A 21,790-nucleotide genomic window follows, 5' to 3' on the forward strand; every position below is an offset into this window, starting at 1 on the left:
TGTATGTACTCTTCAACGAGTACAGCATAACATAGTCACTGCGGATCAGTAACGACGTTGCCACTCGCTGTCGCTAAAGATCGCCTCTTTTTCACCCATAAAGTGACGATAGTACGCGTCATAAGCCAGCACGTTCTTCACATAACCGCGCGTTTCCGAGAACGGAATGCTCTCAACAAACGCAACCGGATCGATTCGCCCGGCGCTGTTGCCAAGCCAGGTGCGCACGCGCCCCGGGCCGGCGTTGTACGCAGCGGAAGAGAAGATGCGGTTGTTGCCAAACTGCTGGTAAACGTATTGCAGATAGCTGGTACCGATATTGATGTTGGTTTCCGGATCCAGCAGCTGATTCTGGTTGCTGTAGCCCGGGATATTAAACATCTGCACCGTGTGCGTCGCCGTACCCGGCATGATTTGCATCAGGCCGCTCGCCCCTACCGGCGATTTCACTTTCGGGTTCCAGGCGCTTTCCTGGCGTGCAATCGCCATCGCATAGCTTTGCGGAATGTCTTTACCGGCGGTGTAACGCACAAAGAGATCGTTATAGGCAGGCGGGAAGCGCTCTTGCAAATTATCCCACAGCTTGCCGGCGATGGTCGCCTGCACGCTGAGATCCCACCAGCGCTGATCAAACGCGTAGCGCGCCAGCTGGGCCTGCTCGTTCTTCGTGCGGCTGCTGACCAGGTTCGCCCACTCGCTGCGCGCGGTGTTATCCATATCCCAGTACATCAGTTCACGCACGCGCGCCATTTCCGGGCCATTCACCAGCAACGGCGAAACCGTGCCCTGTGGGCCTTCAATACGCAGGGTATAATCCTCGCCCAGACGCTGTGCCGCCACCATCGGGTAGAAACCACGCTGAGTCATTAAGGATTTTAAGATCTCTTTCGCTTCGTCATCGCGCCCGCGCTCCATCAACAGGTCGGCCTGCCAGTAACGCCACTCGTCTTTCTCTTTGGCATCCATCGGCAGACGCGCCAGCCACGTATTCAGCCCACGGCGATCGCCCGTCCCCAGCGCCATACGAACCCGACGCTCAATCAGCGACGTTGACTGGGAACGCATAATGGCGTCGTCGCGCCATTTTTCCTGCTCGGAGGTAACGTCAGTGCCCATCAAACGCCAGGCGACGATATCGCGCAGTTCCTGGGTTTGATCGTCATTAAGCTGCTGAGCCTGCACCAGCGATGGGATCATCAGTCGCGCGTTTTCCGCATCCTGACGCGCAACGCTGGTAAACGCCACCGCCGCCACCGAGCGGGTAAAATCGGTTGCGCCCGTGGTGCGCGCGAAGGTCAGCACGTTGTTGGGATTGTTCGCAAGGTCGGTCACCGCCTGCGAAATCGTTTGATAATCTGCCGGCATCTGCGAGGCCAGCGCTTTGACCAACGAGGTATTACCCGCGTTCATCGCCAGTCGAATACGTTCGAGATACGCGAGCGGATCCTGCGTGCCGGACGAACGCCAGGCGCTGAACAGTTTGTCGCAGGCGTTGGGCTGGCTTTTACCCGTCAGCCAGAGCGCTTTCGCACCGTCCCAGGCCTGCTGGGTTTCGCCAACATTATATTTGGCGTAGTAATAGTTACACTGCGCTTCGGTGGTGCCGGGTTTATCCGGGCTGAAGGCCAGCAGGCCGCGCCAGTCTTCGCGTCGCGCCAGTTCATTCACAAAGCGGTTTTTGAGCGTACGCGCAGGCGGCAGCGTCGGGTTATCACGCACAAAATTGGTGACGGTAACGGCGGGTGTGTTCATCAAATCGCCGGCGATCTGGCGATATTCCAGGTAAGGATAAAGCGGGTATTCCCGCAACGTTGGCATCAACTGGCCCACGACGTCCATCTGTCGGTTATCCCAGGCCTGCTTAATCTGCGAATAGCGACTGCGCTGTTCGTCCAGTGAATCCGCGTGAGCCAGGTTGTTAAGTGACAACAGGCAAACACTGGCCGCTAACACGCGCCACGCCATCGGTTTGGCTTTTTTCACACGATCTTCCTCTAATCAATCACATGTTGCAGCTTCATGCCGCGTATAAGATATCTATTTCATGCTAACCACACATGAGGCAACGCGCCACGTTCTGGACACATTTTTACGCTTTTATCGCGTTTACCGCCTCGCTGGGATTAACGAACGAAAAAGGCTACACTTCGGCTTTGTATACTTACCATCAAAATAAAAGAGGCGAAGTCCAACGTGGCTCAATTCGTTTATACCATGCATCGTGTCGGCAAAGTGGTTCCGCCGAAACGTCATATTCTGAAAAACATCTCACTGAGCTTCTTCCCTGGCGCAAAAATCGGTGTCCTGGGCCTGAATGGCGCCGGTAAATCGACCCTGCTGCGCATCATGGCGGGTATCGATACCGATATCGAAGGTGAAGCTCGCCCGCAGCCAGGCCTGAAGATTGGTTACCTGCCGCAGGAACCTCAGTTAAACCCGGAACATACCGTTCGTGAATCCGTTGAAGAAGCGGTTGCTGAAGTGGTTAATGCGCTGAAAGGCCTGGACGAAGTCTACGCCAAATATGCCGAACCGGATGCCGACTTCGATAAGCTCGCCGCTCAGCAGGGCAAGTTTGAAGAAATCATTCAGGCGCACGATGGCCATAACCTGAACGTCCAACTGGAACGCGCCGCTGATGCGCTGCGTCTGCCGGACTGGGATGCCAAAATCGCCAACCTGTCCGGTGGTGAACGTCGCCGCGTCGCGCTGTGCCGTCTGCTGCTGGAAAAACCAGACATGCTGTTGCTCGACGAACCGACTAACCACCTGGATGCCGAATCCGTCGCGTGGCTGGAACGCTTCCTGCACGACTTCGAAGGCACCGTTGTGGCGATTACCCACGACCGTTACTTCCTCGACAACGTTGCCGGTTGGATTCTGGAACTTGACCGCGGCGAAGGTATTCCGTGGGAAGGTAACTACTCCTCCTGGCTGGAGCAGAAAGATCAGCGTCTGGCGCAGGAAGCTTCTCAGGAAGCGGCGCGTCGTAAGTCTATCGAGAAAGAGCTGGAGTGGGTACGTCAGGGCGCGAAAGGCCGTCAGTCTAAAGGCAAAGCGCGTCTGGCCCGTTTCGAAGAGCTTAACAACGTTGAGTACCAGAAACGTAACGAAACCAACGAACTGTTTATTCCGCCAGGCGCACGTCTGGGGGATAAAGTGGTGGAAGTCAGCAATCTGCGTAAATCCTACGGCGATCGCGTACTGATTGACGACCTGACCTTCTCCGTACCGAAAGGCGCGATTGTCGGTATCATCGGCCCGAACGGCGCGGGTAAATCCACCCTGTTCCGTATGATGTCAGGCCAGGAACAACCTGACAGCGGTACGATCACTCTTGGTGATACCGTCAAACTGGCGTCGGTAGATCAGTTCCGTGACGCAATGGATAACAGCAAAACCGTGTGGGAAGAAGTTTCCGGCGGGCTGGATATCATGAAGATCGGCAACACCGAGATGCCAAGCCGCGCCTACGTTGGTCGCTTTAACTTTAAAGGCGTTGACCAGGGGAAACGTGTGGGCGAGCTGTCCGGCGGTGAGCGCGGTCGTCTGCACCTGGCAAAACTGTTGCAGGTAGGCGGCAACGTCCTGCTGCTCGATGAACCGACCAACGACCTGGATATCGAAACCCTGCGCGCGCTGGAAAACGCCCTGCTGGAATTCCCGGGCTGCGCGATGGTTATCTCGCACGACCGTTGGTTCCTTGACCGTATCGCGACGCACATTCTGGATTACCAGGATGAGGGTAAAGTGGAATTCTTCGAAGGTAACTTTACCGAATACGAAGAGTATAAGAAACGCACGCTGGGCGCTGATGCGCTGGAGCCGAAGCGTATCAAGTACAAACGTATTGCGAAGTAAATCATCCATGCCGGGCTTACGCCCGGCATTCTTTTAAGCTTATCCCGCTTCACCCATCAGTTGCTTCACCAACTCCACGCAGCGCAGGAAGCGTGCATCGTAGTCTGCCTCTTCCACATGCACGAACTCAATGTTGTTCTCTTTGAGCATCGATACCAGCAGCGACTGAAACTCTTTGCGATCAACAGAGCTGCCGAGGCTGCGCAATCCATCGTTGATCCACGGCGTGTTGTTCTCCAGCAAGATGACGAGGTCGAAACGGTATTCGTCGATCATCGCCTGCACAAAGGGATGCTCGCGGCCTTCATATTTTTTGCAGAACGCCTGGGTACTGACAAAATCGGTATCGATAAACGTCACTTTATTGGCGTATTTCACTGCAAAATCAATGTACTGTGCATGACCGAGCGCAATTTTGTCGTAATCGGAATATTGCAGCGCCATCTCATCACCGCCCAGATGCGAGAAGACATAATCTCGGCCATACTCCCAGGCGCTGGAGGTATTAAAGATGTTGGCGAGCTTGTTTACCAGCGTTGATTTACCGCTCGATTCGCCGCCAAGAATCGCCACCGTACGCACAAAGAACGGCTTCACTTCGGTCGGGATGTATTCCCAGTAGCGGAACGGGTTCTCACGAATCTGCCCGCCGCTGATGTTCATGAAGGTTCGCTTCGGATCGACAAGCACGGTTTTGATGCCGAGATGTTCAATGTACTGCGGCGCGTCCAGCTCTTCGGAGGTGTAGATAACGTCCGGTTGAATGCCCTTCTCTTCCATAAAGGCTTTCATGCCGCGGCTCCAGACATCCCAGCCGTGCGGGTATGGTTCCATGCCTTCTTCATTGAAGGCGTGGATGCGAATATTTTTCTGGTATTTAAAGGTTTGCAGCAACCAGCGCAGGCGATCCGGGACGGTAGGCTGTTGCGACATCGCGCTTTGCTCAAACAACGTGCGGTCGCGCACATCATCGTAACCCATGATGATATGGAGCTCGTCCACCTGGCTACAGGCGCGCTGAATCAGGTAAATGTGGCCGGTATGCAGTGGGTAAAACTTGCCGAAGACCACGCCAACGGTCTTTTGCAGACGCGGAAATTCCAGGCCTAAAAAGCGATGCAATGCTTCGAGTTTCTGCGCGCTTGGGCTTTTGATTTTGGCGTTCAATAACTGACTAAGATAGCCCTTGGTCATGCCGCTGGCGTCAGCTACTTGCTGTAGCGTGCAACCTTTCTGACGGATCGCGGTTTTAAGATAGTCAAACGATGACACAAGAGCCTCCTGCTGATGGGGATAAACGATGGTAAAACAATTGTATGCCGCATCCGGCATCATTGCTGAACTGCGCCTGATGCGCTGCGCTTATCAGGCCTACGAATTTGGCAACGGCGCTGAACTGCGCCTGATGCGCTGCGCTTATCAGGCCTACAATCCGGCATCGGCGCTGAACTGCGCCTGATGCGCTGCGCTTATCAGGCCTACAATCTGGTAGGCCGGATAAGGCGTTTACGCCGCATCCGGCATCGGCGCGGGGTTAATTATAAGTCGTCAAAGACGTTTAGCGCATCCGCGAGTTTTTTCACACCGAACACCTGCATGCCTTCGGGCGATTTTTTGGGCACGTTCGCGGCTGGCACAATCGCGCGGCGGAAGCCATGTTTGGCGGCCTCGGAAATACGTTCCTGGCCGCTCGGTACCGGGCGAATTTCCCCGGCAAGCCCAACTTCACCAAACACCACGAGATCCTGAGGCAGCGGCCTGTCACGCAGGCTGGAGACCATCGCCAACAGCAGCGCCAGGTCGGCACTGGTTTCAGTGACCTTCACGCCGCCGACCACGTTAACGAACACGTCCTGATCCGCCATCTGCAAACCACCGTGACGATGCAGCACCGCCAGCAGAATCGCCAGACGGTTCTGCTCCAGCCCGACCGCAACGCGACGCGGGTTTGCCATCATAGAGTGATCCACCAGCGCCTGAATCTCAACCAGCAGCGGACGCGTACCCTCCCACACCACCATCACTGAACTGCCGGAGGTCACTTCATCGCCACGGCTCAGGAAAATAGCTGACGGGTTGCTGACTTCACGCAGCCCCTGCTCGGTCATCGCGAACACGCCCAGTTCATTCACCGCACCAAAACGGTTTTTATGGCTGCGTAGGGTGCGAAAGCGCGAATCAGCATCGCCGTCCAGCAGCACCGAGCAGTCGATACAGTGTTCCAGCACCTTCGGGCCCGCCAGTGAACCATCTTTGGTCACATGGCCGACCATCACAATCGCCACACCGCGCGTTTTGGCAAAGCGCGTCAAATAAGCAGCCGTTTCGCGCACCTGCGCCACGCTGCCCGGCGAAGACTGAATATCCGCCATGTGCATCACCTGGATGGAGTCGATAACCATCAGCTTCGGCTGCTCTTCCTCGGCGATCATACAAATCTGTTCGATGCTGGTTTCCGAGAGCATATTGAGATTCGCTGTCGGCAGGCCAAGACGATGCGCGCGCATCGCCACCTGCTGCAAAGATTCTTCCCCGGTGACGTACAGGGTTTTCATCTGCTCGGCAAGCTTGCACAAGGTTTGCAGCAGCAGTGTCGATTTCCCCGCGCCAGGGTTACCGCCGATAAGAATCGCACTACCCGGCACGACGCCACCGCCCAGTACGCGGTCAAACTCTTTAAAACCGGTCGAGAAGCGCGGCAACTCTTCCAGACTAATATCCGACAGTTTCTGCACTTTCGACACGCCAGCGCTGCCCGCATAACCGCTCAGACGTTCATTACGCGCCACGGTAGGCGAAGCAGCAACGCGCACTTCGGTGATGGTGTTCCAGGCATGGCAGGCGCTGCACTGCCCCTGCCAGCGCGGGTAATCCGCACCACATTCATTACAAACAAATGCGCGTTTTGGAGCTTTCGCCACGTTTTACCTCTTATTCCTGATTCAGGCTGCCCGTCAGAATGCACAGCACCCCAATCAGATCAGCGTGACGGATGGTGACTTCCGTCTGTTCATTAACTTTCGGCTTGGCGTGATAGGCAATGCCCAGCCCCGCCGCTTTGATCATCGGTAGATCGTTCGCGCCATCGCCAATGGCGACGGTCTGCTCTTTCGGGATGTCATACTGCTCAGCAAGGCGCTGTAGTGTATTGGCTTTATATTTCGCATCAACAATATCGCCCACCACTTCCCCCGTCAGCACGCCATCCATAATGCCCAGTTCGTTGGCAACCGCGGCGGTCAGGCGCAGCTTATCGCGCAGATACTCCGCGAAGAAGGTAAAACCGCCGGAGGCAATCGCCACTTTCCAGCCCAGCGATTCCAGCTTCAGCACCAGTTGGGTTAAGCCCGGCATTAACGGCAGGTCGTCGCGCACCTGACGCAGAATATTGGCATCTGCGCCCTTCAGCGTGGCAACACGCTGGCGCAGGCTGGCGGCGAAGTCGAGTTCACCACGCATCGCACGCTCGGTCACTTCCGAAACCAGCTCGCCCGTCCCCGCCAGTTTGGCGATTTCATCAATGCACTCGATCTGGATGGCTGTTGAGTCCATATCCATGACCAGTAATCCTGGCGTACGCAGGTGTGGGATTTTCCCCAGCGGTGCCACATCCAGCCCGGCGTCGTGCGCCAGTTTGGTCGCGCGCGGCGTTAATGACCCGGCCAGACGAATAACCTGATAATCTTCCACACACCAGGCTGCAACAATCACCATTGCCGCGCCCAGTTTGCGCTGATAAGAGGTTAACTGGCGTTTATCCAGCCCACGGCCGTAGAGCAACCAGCCGCTGCGCCCGGCGTGATAATCCAGTGGCATCACTTCATCGCCACTTAAAGAAAGCGGCAACCCAGGCCACAAGGAGACATCTTCAGGCAGGTCGCACCAGGTCAAACTGTTCGGCATTACAGCTCCACTCCACTTCATTAAGGCCAGGAAAATAACGCATGAGGCTACCTTGTAACCAGCGCTTCTGGCAACATTAAGCTGCAAATTTTCAAAGGTGGAATATGGTACGCGCAAAACTGAAATTCAGACTGCATCGCGCCGTGATTGTCCTGATATGCCTCGCACTTCTGGTGGCATTGATGCAAGGGGCATCATGGTTCAGTCAACAACACCAGCAGCAGCGTAATCCGCAGCTTGAAGAACTGGCCCGCACGCTTGCCCGTCAGGTGGCGCTAAACCTGGCACCACTGGTACGCAGCGAGACGCCGGATGAGAAAAAAGTCCGCCAGTTGCTCACGCAACTCACCGCTGAAAGCCGCATCCTCGACGCCGGGGTGTATGATGAAAAAGGCGACATGATCGCCCGCGCCGGCGAGAGCGTCGAACTGCGCGACCGTCTGGCGCTGGATGGCAAAAAAGCGGGCGGCTATTTCAATCAGCAAATCGTCGAACCCATTCAGGGCAAAAATGGCCCACTGGGATATTTACGTCTGACGCTGGACACCCATACGCTACCAACCGAAGCCAAACAGGTTGATAACACGACCAATATTCTGCGCCTGATGCTATTACTGTCGCTTGCCATTGGCGTGGTGCTGACGCGCACTCTGCTGCAAGGCAAACGCACCCGCTGGCAACAATCGCCCTTCCTTCTCACCGCCAATAAACCGGTACAGGAAGAGGAAGAAGAGAAAAAAGAGTAGAAAGGAAACTCAATATGGCCACTTTACGCCTGCTCCTCTCAGACTCATACGACCCCTGGTTTAACCTGGCGGTTGAAGAGTGTATTTTCCGTCAGATGCCCGCCACACAGCGCGTGTTGTTCCTCTGGCGTAACGCCGATACCGTGGTCATAGGCCGTGCGCAAAACCCGTGGAAAGAGTGTAATACCCGGCGCATGGAAGAGGACAACGTGCGCCTGGCGCGTCGCAGTAGCGGCGGCGGCGCCGTGTTCCATGACCTCGGCAATACCTGTTTTACGTTTATGGCGGGTAAGCCGGAGTACGATAAATCCGTCTCAACCCGCATTGTGCTGGACGCCTTGAATTCGCTGGGTGCGGTGGCGGAAGCCTCCGGACGTAACGACCTCATTGTGAAAACGCCCCAGGGCGATCGCAAGGTGTCAGGTTCGGCCTACCGTGAGACCAAAGATCGCGGCTTCCACCACGGTACGCTACTGCTCAACGCCGATCTCAGTCGTCTGGCGAACTACCTCAACCCGGATAAGAAGAAACTTCAGGCGAAGGGAATTACCTCCGTACGCGGGCGGGTGGCGAATCTGGTGGAGCTGTTACCGGGCATCACGCATGAGCAGATTTGCACGGCGGTGACGGAAGCGTTTTTCGCCCATTATGGCGAACGTGTAGAGGCGGAGATTATCTCGCCGGATAAAACGCCAGACCTGCCCAACTTCGCCGAAACGTTCGCGCGCCAGAGCAGTTGGGAGTGGAATTTCGGCCAGGCCCCGGCGTTTACCCATCTGCTGGACGAACGCTTCACCTGGGGCGGCGTAGAGCTGCATTTCGACGTTGAGAAGGGGCATATCACCCGGACGCAGGTCTTTACCGACAGTTTGAATCCTGCGCCGCTGGAAGCGCTGGCCGCGCGTTTGCAGGGATGTTTGTACCGGGCGGATGTGTTGCAACAGGAGTGTGAGGCCCTATTGGGCGATTTCCCGGAGCAGGAGAAAGAGCTAAGGGAATTATCCGCGTGGATTGCGGGGGCGGTGCGATAATTTCCCCTCACCCCGGCCCTCTCCCTCAGGGAGAGGGAGAAAACTGCATGCACGATCGGTCCCCTCTCCCTTGAGGGAGAGGGTTAGGGTGAGGGGTAACGAACTTACTCCTGGTCGCCCAGCAGTACAGATTCCAGTGCGATTTTAATCATGTCGTTGAACGTGGTTTGACGTTCAGCGGCAGTGGTCTGCTCGTGAGTGCGGATATGGTCAGACACGGTGCAGATGGTCAGCGCTTTCGCGCCAAATTCCGCTGCCACGCCGTAAATCCCCGCCGCTTCCATCTCAACGCCCAGAATGCCGTATTTTTCCATCACGTCGAACATTTGCGGGTCTGGCGTGTAGAACAGGTCTGCGGAGAAGATGTTACCCACGCGCGCATCGACGCCCAGCGCTTTCGCTGCGTCAACTGCGTTACGCACCATACCGAAGTCAGCAATCGCCGCAAAGTCATGATCTTTGAAGCGCAGACGGTTTACTTTAGAGTCAGTGCACGCGCCCATGCCGATAACCACGTCGCGCAGTTTTACGTCCGGGCGCACCGCGCCGCAGGAACCCACGCGAATGATTTTCTTCACGCCGAAATCGGTGATCAGCTCTTTGGTGTAGATGGAGCAGGACGGGATACCCATGCCGTGACCCATTACAGAGATTTTGCGGCCCTTGTAGGTACCAGTGAAGCCCAGCATGCCGCGAACGTTGTTCACTTCACGCACGTCTTCGAGGAAAGTTTCAGCAATGTGCTTCGCACGCAGCGGGTCGCCTGGCATCAAAACTACGTCAGCGAAATCGCCCATTTCTGCGTTAATGTGTGGGGTAGCCATCGTTTTATCCTTATCAATTTGTTTTCACCCTCTCCCTGTGGGAGAGGGCCGGGGTGAGGGCATCAGGCCGCACCTTTATCAGAACATGGCTTTGCCATATTCCATATCGGAAGTACCGAAGTATTTCGCCAGCGTCTGGCCGATATCCGCGAAGGTTTCGCGGTGGCCGAGCGAGCCCGGTTTCACTTTCGGGCCATAAACCAGTACCGGGATGTGCTCACGGGTATGATCGGTGCCCTGCCAGCTTGGGTCACAGCCGTGGTCAGCGGTCAGGATCAGAATGTCATCTTCTCCCACCAGCTCCATCAGTTCCGGCAGACGGCGGTCGAACAGTTCAAGACCCGCAGCGTAACCGGCGATATCGCGACGGTGCCCCCAGGAGGAGTCGAAATCAACGAAGTTGGTGAAGACAATGGTCTTATCACCCGCTTCTTTCATCTCTTTAATGGTCGCGTCAAACAGCGCGTCCAGCCCGGTGGCTTTCACTTTTTTAGTGATACCGCAGTTTGCGTAGATATCCGCGATTTTACCCACGGAAACCACGTGTCCGTCTTTCTCATCAACCAGTTTCTGCAACACGGTCGGCGCTGGCGGTTCGACAGCCAGGTCGTGACGGTTGCCGGTACGCTGGAAGTTTCCAGCTTTATCGCCGATAAACGGACGCGCAATCACGCGGCCAATGTTGTAGCCGCCTTCGGTCAACTCTTCACGGGCGATTTCGCACAGCTCGTAAAGTTTATCCAGACCAAAAGTCTCTTCGTGGCAGGCTATCTGGAATACGGAGTCGGCAGAAGTATAGAAAATCGGCTTACCGGTTTTCATATGCTCTTCGCCCAGTTGATCCAGAATCACGGTACCGGAAGAGTGGCAGTTACCCAGGTAACCCGGCAGGTTCGCGCGTTTTACCAGTTTATCCAGTAATTCCTGTGGGAAACTGTTTTCGTGGTCGCTGAAGTAGCCCCAGTCGAACAGAACCGGCACGCCAGCGATTTCCCAGTGACCGGAAGGGGTGTCTTTACCGGAAGAGAGTTCATGCGCCCACGCGTACGCGCCAACGACTTCGGCATTGCCGTCCATACCCGCGGCGATTTTACCGGTAGAACCCTCGTGCGCTTTCACCAGACCCAGACGGGTCAGGTTAGGCAGGTTCAGTGGGCCTTTACGGCCATTATCAGCCTCACCTTTGGCGCAGGCTTCTGCGATATGGCCCATAGTGTCTGCGCCGACGTCGCCAAAGCGGTCGGCATCTTCAGTTGCGCCGATACCAAAGGAGTCCAGCACCATAATAAATGCACGTTTCATCTTGTTCTCCATACATCTTGCGCTGCAAAAAAGCGATCAGATCAGTATATCGCTATTCAGTGATTCGACGATAGACTGTCGGTGTAATTTCTGGCGCTTTGTCGTCAAGGCGAATGGCCGCTTTGACGGCTTTCGCCGCTTCCTGCCAGCTATTTTCATCTTTCGCGTGAATGACCGCCAGCGGACGCTGCCCGTCAACGCTGTCACCCAGACGAATCATGTCGGTCAGGCCGACGCTGTAATCAAGCGTATCGGAAGCCTGACGGCGTCCGCCGCCCATCGCCACCACCGCCATGCCGAGCGCGCGAGTGTCCATCGCGCCGACAAAGCCTTCGGTATCAGCATATACCGCTTTGCTGAGCATCGCGGTCGGCAGGTATTTCGCATAGTTTTCGACAAAATCGGTCGGGCCTTTTTGTGCCGCGACCATACGGCCAAATACCTCTGCCGCTTTGCCGTTATCCAGCACCGCCTGCAATTTGGCGCGCGCTTCAGCATCGTCTTTGGCAAGCTTGCCGGAAATCAGCATTTCCACGCACAGCGCCATGGTGACGTCGAACAGGCGCGGATTGCGGTATTCGCCGGTCAGGAACTGCACCGCTTCGCGTACTTCGACAGCGTTACCCGCGCTGGAAGCCAGCACCTGGTTCATGTCCGTCAGCAGCGCGGTCGTGCGCACGCCTGCGCCGTTGGCCACGCCAACAATCGCTTCGGCCAGCGCCTGAGAAAGTTCGTAGGTCGGCATAAATGCGCCGCTGCCCACTTTCACATCCATTACCAACGCATCGATACCTTCAGCCAGTTTTTTGGCAAGGATAGACGCGGTGATGAGCGGGATGGAATCCACCGTCGCGGTAATGTCGCGGGTGGCGTAAAAACGTTTATCCGCCGGTGCGAGCGAGCTGGTCTGCCCAATAATCGCCACACCCACGTCTTTAATAATTTCACGGAAACGGTCATCGCTCGGGAAGATATCAAACCCGGGGATCGCTTCCAGTTTGTCCAGCGTACCGCCGGTGTGGCCCAGGCCGCGCCCGGAGATCATCGGAATATAGCCGCCACATGCGGCAACCATCGGCCCCAGCATCAGCGAAGTGACATCGCCCACGCCGCCGGTAGAGTGTTTATCGACAATCGGCCCGTTAAGGTTAAGGCTTTTCCAGTCCAGAACGGTTCCTGAATCACGCATGGCCATGGTCAGTGAGACACGCTCTTCAATCGCCATATCATGGAAGAAAATGGTCATCGCCAGAGCGGCAATTTGCCCTTCTGAAATGGTGTTGTCGCGAATGCCATTGATAAAGAAGCGAATCTCTTCGTCGCTTAATGCGTGACCATCGCGTTTTTTACGAATGATTTCTTGTGCGAGAAACAAGGTAACCTCCCTGAGGAAAAGAGTTTGAAGGCGGTTTTTGCCGGATACGGCTACGCCTTATCCGGCCTACGGAGAGTTATGTCTTGTAGGCCTGATAAGCGCAGCGCATCAGGCGCAAAGCATCTTACTTAGTAGCTGCTTGCGCTTTTACCGTCGCCATGGCCGAGTGCTTTCAGCAGGCTCGCCAGCAGGCTGGATGCGCCGAAACGGTAGTGGCGGGAATCCGCCCAGTCTGCACCAAACAGTTCGTCGGCAATCGCCAGGAACTGCTGTGCGTCTTCTGCGCTGCGTACGCCGCCCGCCGGTTTGAAGCCCACCGTTTTGGACACGCCCATATCACGGATCACTTCCATCATGATGCGCGCGCTTTCCGGGGTGGCGTTCACCGGCACTTTACCGGTAGAGGTTTTGATGAAATCCGCACCCGCTTTGATGGAGATTTCAGAGGCTTTGCGAATCAGCGCTTCTTCTTTCAGTTCACCGGTTTCGATGATCACTTTCAGCAGCACGTTCGCCGCAGCACACGCGTCTTTACAGGCTTTCACCAGGTCGAAGCCCACCTGCTCGTTACCGGCAATCAGTGCGCGGTACGGGAAGACCACGTCAACTTCGTCAGCACCGTAGGCGATTGCTGCGCGGGTTTCCGCCAGCGCGATATCAATATCGTCGTTACCGTGCGGGAAGTTAGTGACGGTGGCGATGCGAATATCCGGCGTGCCCTGCTCGTTCAGGGTTTTGCGCGCAATCGGGATAAAACGCGGGTAGATGCAGACCGCTGCGGTGTTACCGACCGGGGTTTTCGCCTGATGACACAGCGCAATCACTTTCGCGTCGGTGTCGTCTTCATTCAGGGTGGTCAGATCCATCAGTTTCAATGCACGCAGGCTGCTTGCCGTTAAATCAGTCATTTTGTTCTCCGACGTAGAATTTTACCTTGCGGGTATGTGACTATTGTAACACCGACCCGCACTCACACTTCGACACTCATCACAGTTAATGAAAAACACCATTAGGTTTGCATAACCATAATGAGACATTAATCAAATTTCTCATCCTCTCAGCGCAAGAAAACACGCGGATCGCCGTATGGGATCAAAAGATCGCGACGCGCTTTTTCCTACACTTCGCCCATCTCTCGCCTGAGGAACACACCATGCCAACATCTACCCCTTCATCGGTGCTGCAACAGTGCCAGCAAATTGTCACCAGCCCAGTGTTAAGCCCGGAACAGAAACGCCATTTTCTGGCGCTGGAAGCAGAAAACGCATTGCCTTATCCGACGCTGCCGCCCGCTGCGCAAGCCGCACTGACGGAGGGCGTGATCTGCGATATGTTCGAAGGCCATGCCCCCTACAAACCGCGTTACGTACTGCCTGACTACGCGCGATTTCTGGCAAACGGTTCAGAATGGCTGGAGCTGGAAGGCGCTGAGGATCTGGATGATGCGCTCTCTTTGCTCACCATTCTGTATCACCATGTGCCTTCCGTGACCGCCATGCCGGTATTCCTCGGGCATCTCGATGCGCTATTGATGCCATATGTTAGAATTCTAACACAAGAAGAAATCGATAGCCGAATAAAACGTTTCTGGCGCTACCTCGATCGCACGCTTCCTGACGCCTTCACACATGTGAATATTGGCCCTGCCGATACGCCAATCACGCGCGCTATTCTGCGTGCAGATGCAGAATTAAAGCAGGTCGCACCGAATCTCACCTTTATCTACGACCCTGACATTACCTCAGACGATCTGCTGCTGGAAGTCAGCAAAAATATCTGTGAGTGCAGTAAACCCCACATCGCCAACGGCCCGATAAATGATAATATTTTCACAAAAGGCCAGTATGGCATTGTGAGCTGTTATAACAGCCTGCCGATGGCGGGCGGCGGCAGTACGCTGGTGCGCCTCAATTTGCAGGAAGTCGCCAGACGCAGTCACTCCACGGACGATTTTTTCACCCACATGTTGCCGTACTACTGTCAGCAGCAAATTGACATCATCGACGCTCGCTGCGCCTTCCTTTATGAGCAATCGCACTTCTTTGATCATAGCTTCCTGGTGGCAGAAGGCCTGATCGATCCCGATCGTTTTGTACCGATGTTTGGCATCTATTCTCTGGCGGAAGCGGTCAACATTCTGTGCGAGAAAGAGGGGCTTAGCGCCCGCTACGGTAAAGATCCGCAGGCCAACGCGTTGGGCTACCGTATTAGTGAACAACTCGCAGCTTTTGTGGCGAACACACCTGTGCGTTACGGCTGGCAGCAGCGCGCGCTGCTGCATGCGCAATCGGGGATCAGCGCCGATATCGGCACCACGCCGGGCGCGCGTCTTCCTTACGGCGATGAACCCGATCCGGTCAGTCATCTGCTGGCGGTTGCGCCGCATCACGCACATTATCCGGCGGGCATCAGCGATATTTTGACGCTCGATGAAACGGTAAAACGCAATCCGCAGGCGGTGATGCAGCTTTGTCTCGGCGCGTTCAAGGTCGGCATGCGCGAGTTCAGTGCTAACGTCAGCGGCAACGATCTGGTGCGCGTGACGGGCTACATGGTGCGTTTGTCGGATCTGGAAAAGTACCGTGCCGACGGTTCGCGCACCAATACCACCTGGCTGGGCGAAGAAGCCGCGCGCAATACCCGCATTCTGGAACGCCAACCGCGAGTGGTCAGCCATGAACAGCAGATGCGCTTTAGTCAGTAAAATCATCCCCTTCTCGTGCGTGGATGGGCCGGGGAGCCGCCTGGCCTTGTTCCTGCAGGGGTGTAATTTACGCTGCAAAAACTGTCATAACCCCTGGACGATGGGCCGTTGTAACGATTGTGGCGAATGCGTGCTGCACTGCCCGCACGATGCGCTTTCCATACAGGCTGGACGCGTTTACTGGCAGGAGGACGCCTGTCAGCAGTGCGACACCTGTATGCAGATGTGCCCGCAGCAGGCAACGCCAATGGCCCAGCTCTGGAGCATGGAACACATTCTTCAGCAGATTACCCGTGCCGCGCCGTTTGTCGAAGGCATTACCGTCAGCGGCGGCGAGGCCACCACGCAGTTACCGTTCGTCTGTGCGCTGTTTGAACAGCTGCGCCAATCGCCGGCCCTGCGTCATCTATCCTGCCTGGTCGACAGCAACGGCGAGCTCTCCACGGCTGGCTGGGAGAAACTCCACGCGGTTTGCGACGGCGTGATGGTGGATTTAAAAGCCTGGGGGGAGAAAACGCATCTGTCGCTGACCGGGCGAAGCAATCAGCGCATTAAAGCAAGCATCCGCTGGCTGGCTGAACGTGGCTTACTGGCGGAATTACGATTGCTGGTTATTCCGGAACAGAGTGACTATCTCAAGGAAATAGAAGCACTCAGCGAATTCATTCGCGAACTGGGGGAGATACCGGTGCGGCTGAATGCATTTCACGCCCATGGCGTGTACGGTGAGGCGAAAACGTGGCGTAGTGCCGGGCCAGACGATATTGAGAAGTTGGCGCAGGCGCTGCGGGCCAGAGGGATAACACGTATTATCCCTCCGGCACTATACTTATAGGGCGAGGAATACCCCTGCGATGGTGGCGCTCATCAGGTTGGAGAGCGTCCCTGCCGCCACCGCGCGCAGGCCAAGCTGGGCGATATCCTGACGGCGGTTGGGCGCCATACCGCCCAGTCCGCCGATCAGAATGGCAATCGACGACAGGTTAGCAAAGCCGCACAAAGCAAAGGAGATAATCGCTTTGGTATGGCTTGAGATGACCTGTAAACCTGCCGCCGTAACCTCGGCATCCGGCTTCAGATATTCGCCAAAGTTCATGTAAGCCACAAATTCGTTGATGATGAGCTTCTGGCCGATAAACGACCCCGCTACCGTCGCTTCGCTCCACGGCACGCCAATAACCCACGCCAGCGGCGAGAAGACCCAGCCAAGAATCATTTGCAGCGAGAGTTCCGGATGGTTAAACCAACCGCCAATCCCGGAAAGCATACCGTTCAACAGGGCAATCAGGGCGATAAACGCCAGCAGCATTGCGCCCACGTTCAATGCCAGTTGCATACCCGATGCAGCTCCGGACGCTGCGGCATCCAGCACGTTCGCCGGGGCATCCGGGTTATCCGTTTCGGCTTCCAGGTTCGGCGAGTCGTGCGGTTTTTCCGTCTCCGGCACAATGATTTTCGCAAACAGCAGTCCACCCGGCGCCGCCATGAACGACGCGGCGATCAGATACTCCAGCGGCACGCCCATCTGCGCATAACCTGCCAGTACTGAACCCGCCACCGACGCCAGTCCGCCACACATTACCGCGAACAGTTCAGAGCGGGTCATGGTCGCGATATAGGGACGTACCACCAGCGGCGCTTCCGTTTGCCCAACGAAAATATTCGCCGTCGCGGAGAGTGATTCCGTCCGCGAGGTTTTCAGCACCGCACGCAACGCGCCGCCCAGAATACGGATCACAAACTGCATAATGCCGAGGTAGTAAAGCACGGCAATCAGCGACGAGAAGAAGACGATAACCGGCAGCACCCGCAGCGCGAAAACAAAACCGCCACCGCCGAAGACTTCAAACATTTTATCGGATACCAGCCCACCGAACAGGAAGCCGATACCTTCGTTACCGTAAGCGATGACGTTCGCCACGCCTTCAGACATCGCCAGCAGCACCTTGCGGCCAGCGGGAACATAGAGGATAAGCGCGCCAATACCCACCTGAATCAGCCAGGCACCCAGTACGGTTCGGAGATTTATCGCTCGACGGTTGTTGGAGAGAAGTAAGGCAATGGCCAGCAGCACCACCATGCCGATGAGTCCCATGAGGATTTGCATACAGAGTCCCTGTGTATTGAAACGTTGAAAAAAAGAGCGACTTAACGCGCCACGATTATAACGTTCCGTCACTATCCTTCTCGCGCGACATCACATATTTTACGCAAGACTCAGCGAGCAAAAGTTAATTATGAGACCCCAATCACATCACTTATTCATAAATGAGAAGAATAGCTGGTGACTGTTGAGCCATAATGTTTCGGCAATATCTTCAGGAGATTCATCACGTAGCGCACAAAGTTCAGTAAAGACCTGCGCCACGCGCTCCGGGCGGTTGGGCTGGCCCTGATAGCCGTTTAACGGCATATCCGGCGCATCGGTTTCCAGTAGGAGTGCGCTGAGGGGAAGTTGAGCCATCACCGCGCGTGTTTTGCTGGCTCGCGGATAAGTGATCGTTCCGCCGACGCCAATCTTGTATCCCAGCTCAACAAATCGCTGCGCCTGCTGCAGGCTACCGGAAAAGCCATGCACCACGCCGGTTCGTGGCAGCGCATGGCGTTTTAGATGCATCGCCAGTTTGTCATGGGTGCGACGGGAATGAAGAATAACCGGTAAATCATATTGCTTCGCCAGCTGAAGCTGCGCGTCCAGTAATCGCTGCTGGCGGTCAAATTGCGGCTCGTCACGATAGAGGTCGAGACCTATCTCGCCAACGGCAATCAGTTTTTCCGGCATTGCGGCCAGCGCCGTCTCCAGTGCCGCCAGGCTGGCGTCATCATGCTGCTCAATAACAATAGGATGCAGACCCAGCGCGGCATAAAGCGGTGCATGTTGGGAAGCCAGCGACAGTACCTTATCAAAACGCGACGCCTCGGTCGCTGGAACGATAATTTTTTCGACGCCCGCCTGCGCGGCCTGCGCCAGGCTTGCCGTTTCATCATCGGTGAACGGCGGGAAATCAAAGTGACAATGGGTGTCGATAAAACGGAAGGTCATGCGGTTTTCTCCGGCAACGTGCGGCGTTTCAGTGTAACCCATTTGGTTTACGGTTTTGTAGGCCGGATAAGGCGGTACGCCGCACCTGACAACGGCGCATAAACGACAAAAGCCAGTCCGAAGACTGGCTTTGTAAATTGTCTGTATCAGACGCTACGGACGTCTGCGGCCCATAAACAGGCTGACCAGGAACAGGATGATACCGACGATAAACACGATTTTCGCCGCACCTGCTGCGGTACCTGCTAACCCACCAAAGCCCAGTGCAGCGGCAATTAACGCGATAACCAGAAAGATAATGCCCCAACGAAACATACGATTCTCCTTTACCATAGTTAATGTCACCGCTTCTCAACGCACTCAGGCGACACCAGCGATATTAAAAAATTAAAAGTGCATCAATATTTTCCTGAACGTTCCTTACGGCGTTTTCAGGTCGTTTTCTACGCTTTTCACGCCGTCAATGGCTTTGGCGATACTTTCAGCGCGTTCCACCTGCGCTTTGGAGTCAACCGTACCGGTCAGCGTCACAACGCCATCGGTGGTTTCAACTTTAACTTTGCGTGACGGTACGATGTCATCAGCCAGCAGTTTGGCCTTCACTTCACTGGTCGTAGCCGCATCACCCGCGTAACCCTTCATGCTGTCGGCTTTACCTTCACGGATGGTCAATTTGTTTTCGACACTGCTCACGCCCTCAACCCCTTTCGCCAGGGAAGTCGCCTGATCGGATTGAGACTGGTTGTCGACTGTACCGCTTAAGATCACCACTTTATTTTCAGTTTTCACCGAAATATCGGTACTTTTAATCGCATCATGATCGACCAGCGCCGCTTTCACTTTCGCCGTGATAGCGCTGTCATCCATAAAGTTGCCGACTTTATTCATCGAACTGTCAACTTTCTGTCCTGCTTCAGAGGCCGCATTGCTTTCAGCCATTGCAGAACCGCTCATCACCGCAGAGCCCAGAATGACGGCCAGCAACGTTTTTCCCATTTTCATCTTAGTCATCATTATTTCTCCTTGTATTGCCCGGTTTTTGAGCACCCGACACAGTGGCCGTTATGCTGCTGAGGACGACATCCGTCCCGTTTGAGGTTATTAATACCGCGATGAGTATATTTGATGGGTTAATGCGCTAAGATTCATAAATAACAAAGTGCATTAAACCAGCAACTCGCTCATCACTCTGTTAAATATAGAACACTCTCGGCAGCTTGCAGGTGCAATTGACTAAAAAACCAGCAAAACGGATGAGATGGGGGTGCAATTAAGAACTTTCCGCAGCGGAAAAAAGAGAGGCTAAAAATGCGGAAGCACGGCGCTGGCCGTGCTTCCGGGGGGATTAATGCTCGCGAGTTTTACGGAACTCGACATCAGGGTAACGTTCCTGTGTCAGGTTCAGGTTAACCATGGTTGGTGCGATATAGGTCAGGTTATCGCCGCCATCCAGCGCCAGTTGAACTTCGTTCTTCCGTTTAAATTCTTCGAATTTCTTGACGTCTTTGCCTTCCACCCAGCGGGCGGTCGCGACGTTTACCGATTCGTAAATCGCTTCAACGTTGTATTCGCTTTTCAAACGCGCCACAACTACGTCGAACTGCAGTACGCCGACCGCCCCCACGATCAAGTCGTTGTTGGCAATCGGACGGAACACCTGCACCGCCCCCTCTTCGGAAAGCTGTACCAGCCCTTTAAGCAGCTGTTTCTGCTTCAGCGGATCGCGCAGGCGAATACGACGGAACAGTTCCGGCGCGAAGTTCGGAATGCCAGTGAACTTCATCATTTCACCCTGGGTAAAGGTGTCGCCGATCTGGATCGTACCGTGATTATGCAGACCGATGATGTCGCCCGGATAGGCTTCCTCTACGTGAGAACGGTCGCCCGCCATAAAGGTCAGCGCGTCGGAAATGACCACGTCTTTACCAATACGCACCTGGCGCAGCTTCATACCCTTCTCATATTTACCAGAAACGACGCGCATAAACGCCACGCGGTCACGGTGTTTCGGGTCCATGTTGGCCTGAATCTTGAAGACGAAGCCAGAGAATTTCTCTTCCGCAGCAACCACTTCGCGAGTGTCAGTTTTACGCGGCATCGGCGCTGGCGCCCACTCCACCAGGCCATCCAGCATGTGATCCACACCGAAGTTACCCAGCGCTGTCCCGAAGAATACCGGCGTGATTTCACCGGCCAGGAACAGATCCTTATCGAACTCGTTCGAGGCCCCCTGTACCAGTTCCAGCTCATCGCGCAACTGCTGCGCCAGATCTTCACCAACAGCGGCGTCAAGTTCCGGGTTATTCAATCCCTTAACGATGCGCACGTCCTGAATGGTGTGACCTTTACCGGTCTGATAAAGATAGGTTTCATCTTTATAGAGATGGTAAACACCTTTGAACAGCTTGCCGCAGCCGATAGGCCAGGTAATTGGCGCACAGCCAATTTTGAGCTCGTTTTCCACTTCATCCAGCAGTTCCATAGGATCGCGGATGTCACGGTCGAGTTTGTTCATAAAAGTGAGGATCGGCGTATCGCGCAGACGGGTCACTTCCATCAACTTACGGGTACGATCTTCTACACCTTTCGCGGCATCGATGACCATCAAACAGCAGTCGACCGCCGTCAGGGTACGGTAGGTATCTTCCGAGAAGTCTTCGTGCCCCGGGGTGTCCAGCAGGTTTACCAGGCAATCGTGATACGGGAACTGCATCACGGACGTGGTGATTGAGATACCACGCTGTTTTTCCATCTCCATCCAGTCAGATTTCGCGTGCTGGCTGGAGCCACGGCCTTTTACCGTACCCGCAGTCTGGATCGCCTGTCCGAACAGGAGAACCTTTTCGGTAATTGTTGTTTTACCGGCATCCGGGTGGGAAATAATGGCAAAAGTGCGGCGCTTCGCCACCTCTTGCAAATAAGGAGACAACGTCATAATGGGATCTTCTTTCCAGGCGCAGCAAAGCGCTGCGCACGTTAAATACGAAAAATTGCGGCTATT

The 21,790-nt window shown here is 55.3% G+C and carries 19 protein-coding genes; 6 read left to right on the top strand and 13 right to left on the bottom strand.

Going from position 1 to position 21,790, the window contains the following annotated elements; translation table 11 throughout:
• Nucleotides 1-45: 45 nt before the first annotated feature.
• Nucleotides 46-1,983: a murein transglycosylase gene (sltY, locus tag ACOXYR_RS18225; RefSeq protein WP_108475463.1), complete on the bottom strand. Its 1,938-nt coding sequence runs from the start codon at nt 1,981-1,983 to the stop codon at nt 46-48.
• Nucleotides 1,984-2,193: 210 nt separating this feature from the next.
• On the opposite strand from sltY, the gene ettA reads away from it, so the two are divergent.
• A complete protein-coding gene (gene ettA, locus ACOXYR_RS18230) occupies nt 2,194-3,861 on the top strand; it encodes an energy-dependent translational throttle protein EttA (protein WP_108475462.1) in 1,668 nt (555 codons plus the stop codon).
• 39 nt (nt 3,862-3,900) lie between these two features.
• On the opposite strand, the gene nadR is transcribed toward ettA, so the two are convergent.
• On the bottom strand, nt 3,901-5,133 hold the full coding sequence (gene nadR / locus ACOXYR_RS18235; protein WP_108475582.1) for a multifunctional transcriptional regulator/nicotinamide-nucleotide adenylyltransferase/ribosylnicotinamide kinase NadR: 1,233 nt from the start codon (nt 5,131-5,133) through the stop codon (nt 3,901-3,903).
• Nucleotides 5,134-5,161: 28 nt separating this feature from the next.
• Here nadR and ACOXYR_RS18240 point away from each other — a divergent pair, with 28 nt between their 5' ends.
• Nucleotides 5,162-5,320 carry a hypothetical protein gene (locus tag ACOXYR_RS18240; protein ID WP_421356351.1) on the top strand — a complete coding sequence of 53 codons (159 nt, stop codon included), beginning with the start codon at nt 5,162-5,164 and terminating at the stop codon, nt 5,318-5,320.
• Nucleotides 5,321-5,399: 79 nt separating this feature from the next.
• Here ACOXYR_RS18240 and radA read toward each other — a convergent pair whose 3' ends face one another.
• Entirely contained in the window at nt 5,400-6,782 is a 1,383-nt protein-coding gene (radA, locus tag ACOXYR_RS18245) for a DNA repair protein RadA (protein ID WP_421356350.1), read from the bottom strand.
• A gap of 10 nt (nt 6,783-6,792) precedes the next feature.
• Nucleotides 6,793-7,764, bottom strand: a complete 972-nt coding sequence (gene serB, locus ACOXYR_RS18250) for a phosphoserine phosphatase (protein WP_113858206.1) — start codon at nt 7,762-7,764, stop codon at nt 6,793-6,795.
• A 104-nt stretch (nt 7,765-7,868) separates the two neighbouring features.
• Here serB and ACOXYR_RS18255 point away from each other — a divergent pair, with 104 nt between their 5' ends.
• Together ACOXYR_RS18255 and lplA are read left to right on the top strand one after the other, a co-directional pair.
• The gene (locus tag ACOXYR_RS18255; protein ID WP_015966018.1) at nt 7,869-8,510 is read left to right on the top strand and encodes a YtjB family periplasmic protein; all 642 of its coding nucleotides are present in this window, start codon (nt 7,869-7,871) and stop codon (nt 8,508-8,510) included.
• 14 nt (nt 8,511-8,524) lie between these two features.
• Complete coding sequence (lplA, locus tag ACOXYR_RS18260; protein WP_108475459.1) at nt 8,525-9,541, top strand: lipoate--protein ligase; 1,017 nt, start codon at nt 8,525-8,527, stop codon at nt 9,539-9,541.
• 104 nt (nt 9,542-9,645) lie between these two features.
• Here lplA and deoD read toward each other — a convergent pair whose 3' ends face one another.
• The 4 genes from deoD to deoC form a co-directional block, all read right to left on the bottom strand.
• A complete protein-coding gene (gene deoD, locus ACOXYR_RS18265; protein ID WP_108475458.1) occupies nt 9,646-10,365 on the bottom strand; it encodes a purine-nucleoside phosphorylase in 720 nt (239 codons plus the stop codon).
• Nucleotides 10,366-10,443: 78 nt separating this feature from the next.
• On the bottom strand, nt 10,444-11,667 hold the full coding sequence (deoB, locus tag ACOXYR_RS18270) for a phosphopentomutase (RefSeq protein WP_108475457.1): 1,224 nt from the start codon (nt 11,665-11,667) through the stop codon (nt 10,444-10,446).
• A 52-nt stretch (nt 11,668-11,719) separates the two neighbouring features.
• Nucleotides 11,720-13,042, bottom strand: coding sequence for a thymidine phosphorylase (gene deoA, locus ACOXYR_RS18275; RefSeq protein ID WP_108475456.1), 1,323 nt, complete (start codon nt 13,040-13,042; stop codon nt 11,720-11,722).
• A gap of 128 nt (nt 13,043-13,170) precedes the next feature.
• Entirely contained in the window at nt 13,171-13,950 is a 780-nt protein-coding gene (deoC, locus tag ACOXYR_RS18280; RefSeq protein ID WP_015966024.1) for a deoxyribose-phosphate aldolase, read from the bottom strand.
• Between the two features lie 245 nt (nt 13,951-14,195).
• Here deoC and ACOXYR_RS18285 point away from each other — a divergent pair, with 245 nt between their 5' ends.
• Together ACOXYR_RS18285 and ACOXYR_RS18290 are read left to right on the top strand one after the other, a co-directional pair.
• The gene (locus tag ACOXYR_RS18285; protein ID WP_421356349.1) at nt 14,196-15,746 is read left to right on the top strand and encodes a YjjI family glycine radical enzyme; all 1,551 of its coding nucleotides are present in this window, start codon (nt 14,196-14,198) and stop codon (nt 15,744-15,746) included.
• On the top strand, nt 15,718-16,581 hold the full coding sequence (locus ACOXYR_RS18290) for a YjjW family glycine radical enzyme activase (RefSeq protein WP_421356348.1): 864 nt from the start codon (nt 15,718-15,720) through the stop codon (nt 16,579-16,581). Before ACOXYR_RS18285 ends, ACOXYR_RS18290 begins: the two co-directional genes overlap by 29 nt.
• Here the strand turns inward: ACOXYR_RS18290 and ACOXYR_RS18295 are convergent.
• The 5 genes from ACOXYR_RS18295 to prfC form a co-directional block, all read right to left on the bottom strand.
• Nucleotides 16,576-17,853, bottom strand: a complete 1,278-nt coding sequence (locus ACOXYR_RS18295; RefSeq protein ID WP_108475453.1) for a NupC/NupG family nucleoside CNT transporter — start codon at nt 17,851-17,853, stop codon at nt 16,576-16,578. The two genes, ACOXYR_RS18290 and ACOXYR_RS18295, sit on opposite strands and share 6 nt — an antisense overlap.
• A gap of 147 nt (nt 17,854-18,000) precedes the next feature.
• Nucleotides 18,001-18,789, bottom strand: coding sequence for a TatD family hydrolase (locus tag ACOXYR_RS18300; RefSeq protein WP_421356360.1), 789 nt, complete (start codon nt 18,787-18,789; stop codon nt 18,001-18,003).
• Between the two features lie 153 nt (nt 18,790-18,942).
• Nucleotides 18,943-19,104 (bottom strand): DUF1328 domain-containing protein, encoded by a 162-nt coding sequence (locus ACOXYR_RS18305; protein WP_007373037.1) that lies wholly within the window; start codon nt 19,102-19,104, stop codon nt 18,943-18,945.
• A 105-nt stretch (nt 19,105-19,209) separates the two neighbouring features.
• On the bottom strand, nt 19,210-19,803 hold the full coding sequence (gene osmY / locus ACOXYR_RS18310) for a molecular chaperone OsmY (protein ID WP_373300331.1): 594 nt from the start codon (nt 19,801-19,803) through the stop codon (nt 19,210-19,212).
• A 331-nt stretch (nt 19,804-20,134) separates the two neighbouring features.
• On the bottom strand, nt 20,135-21,724 hold the full coding sequence (gene prfC, locus ACOXYR_RS18315) for a peptide chain release factor 3 (RefSeq protein ID WP_108475451.1): 1,590 nt from the start codon (nt 21,722-21,724) through the stop codon (nt 20,135-20,137).
• Between the last annotated feature and the right edge of the window lie 66 nt (nt 21,725-21,790).

Source organism: Pseudocitrobacter faecalis (assembly GCF_965231525.1).
Classification (GTDB): domain Bacteria; phylum Pseudomonadota; class Gammaproteobacteria; order Enterobacterales; family Enterobacteriaceae; genus Pseudocitrobacter; species Pseudocitrobacter faecalis.

Coding starts and splice junctions, on each gene's coding strand:
- ACOXYR_RS18240 (WP_421356351.1), top strand. CDS start 5,162: ATGGTAAAACAATTGTATGCCGCATCCGGCATCATTGCTGAACTGCGC.
- serB (WP_113858206.1), bottom strand. CDS start 7,764: ATGCCGAACAGTTTGACCTGGTGCGACCTGCCTGAAGATGTCTCCTTG.
- ACOXYR_RS18255 (WP_015966018.1), top strand. CDS start 7,869: ATGGTACGCGCAAAACTGAAATTCAGACTGCATCGCGCCGTGATTGTC.
- lplA (WP_108475459.1), top strand. CDS start 8,525: ATGGCCACTTTACGCCTGCTCCTCTCAGACTCATACGACCCCTGGTTT.
- deoD (WP_108475458.1), bottom strand. CDS start 10,365: ATGGCTACCCCACACATTAACGCAGAAATGGGCGATTTCGCTGACGTA.
- deoB (WP_108475457.1), bottom strand. CDS start 11,667: ATGAAACGTGCATTTATTATGGTGCTGGACTCCTTTGGTATCGGCGCA.
- deoC (WP_015966024.1), bottom strand. CDS start 13,950: ATGACTGATTTAACGGCAAGCAGCCTGCGTGCATTGAAACTGATGGAT.
- ACOXYR_RS18285 (WP_421356349.1), top strand. CDS start 14,196: ATGCCAACATCTACCCCTTCATCGGTGCTGCAACAGTGCCAGCAAATT.
- ACOXYR_RS18290 (WP_421356348.1), top strand. CDS start 15,718: ATGAACAGCAGATGCGCTTTAGTCAGTAAAATCATCCCCTTCTCGTGC.
- ACOXYR_RS18295 (WP_108475453.1), bottom strand. CDS start 17,853: ATGCAAATCCTCATGGGACTCATCGGCATGGTGGTGCTGCTGGCCATT.
- ACOXYR_RS18300 (WP_421356360.1), bottom strand. CDS start 18,789: ATGACCTTCCGTTTTATCGACACCCATTGTCACTTTGATTTCCCGCCG.
- ACOXYR_RS18305 (WP_007373037.1), bottom strand. CDS start 19,104: ATGTTTCGTTGGGGCATTATCTTTCTGGTTATCGCGTTAATTGCCGCT.
- osmY (WP_373300331.1), bottom strand. CDS start 19,803: ATGATGACTAAGATGAAAATGGGAAAAACGTTGCTGGCCGTCATTCTG.
- prfC (WP_108475451.1), bottom strand. CDS start 21,724: ATGACGTTGTCTCCTTATTTGCAAGAGGTGGCGAAGCGCCGCACTTTT.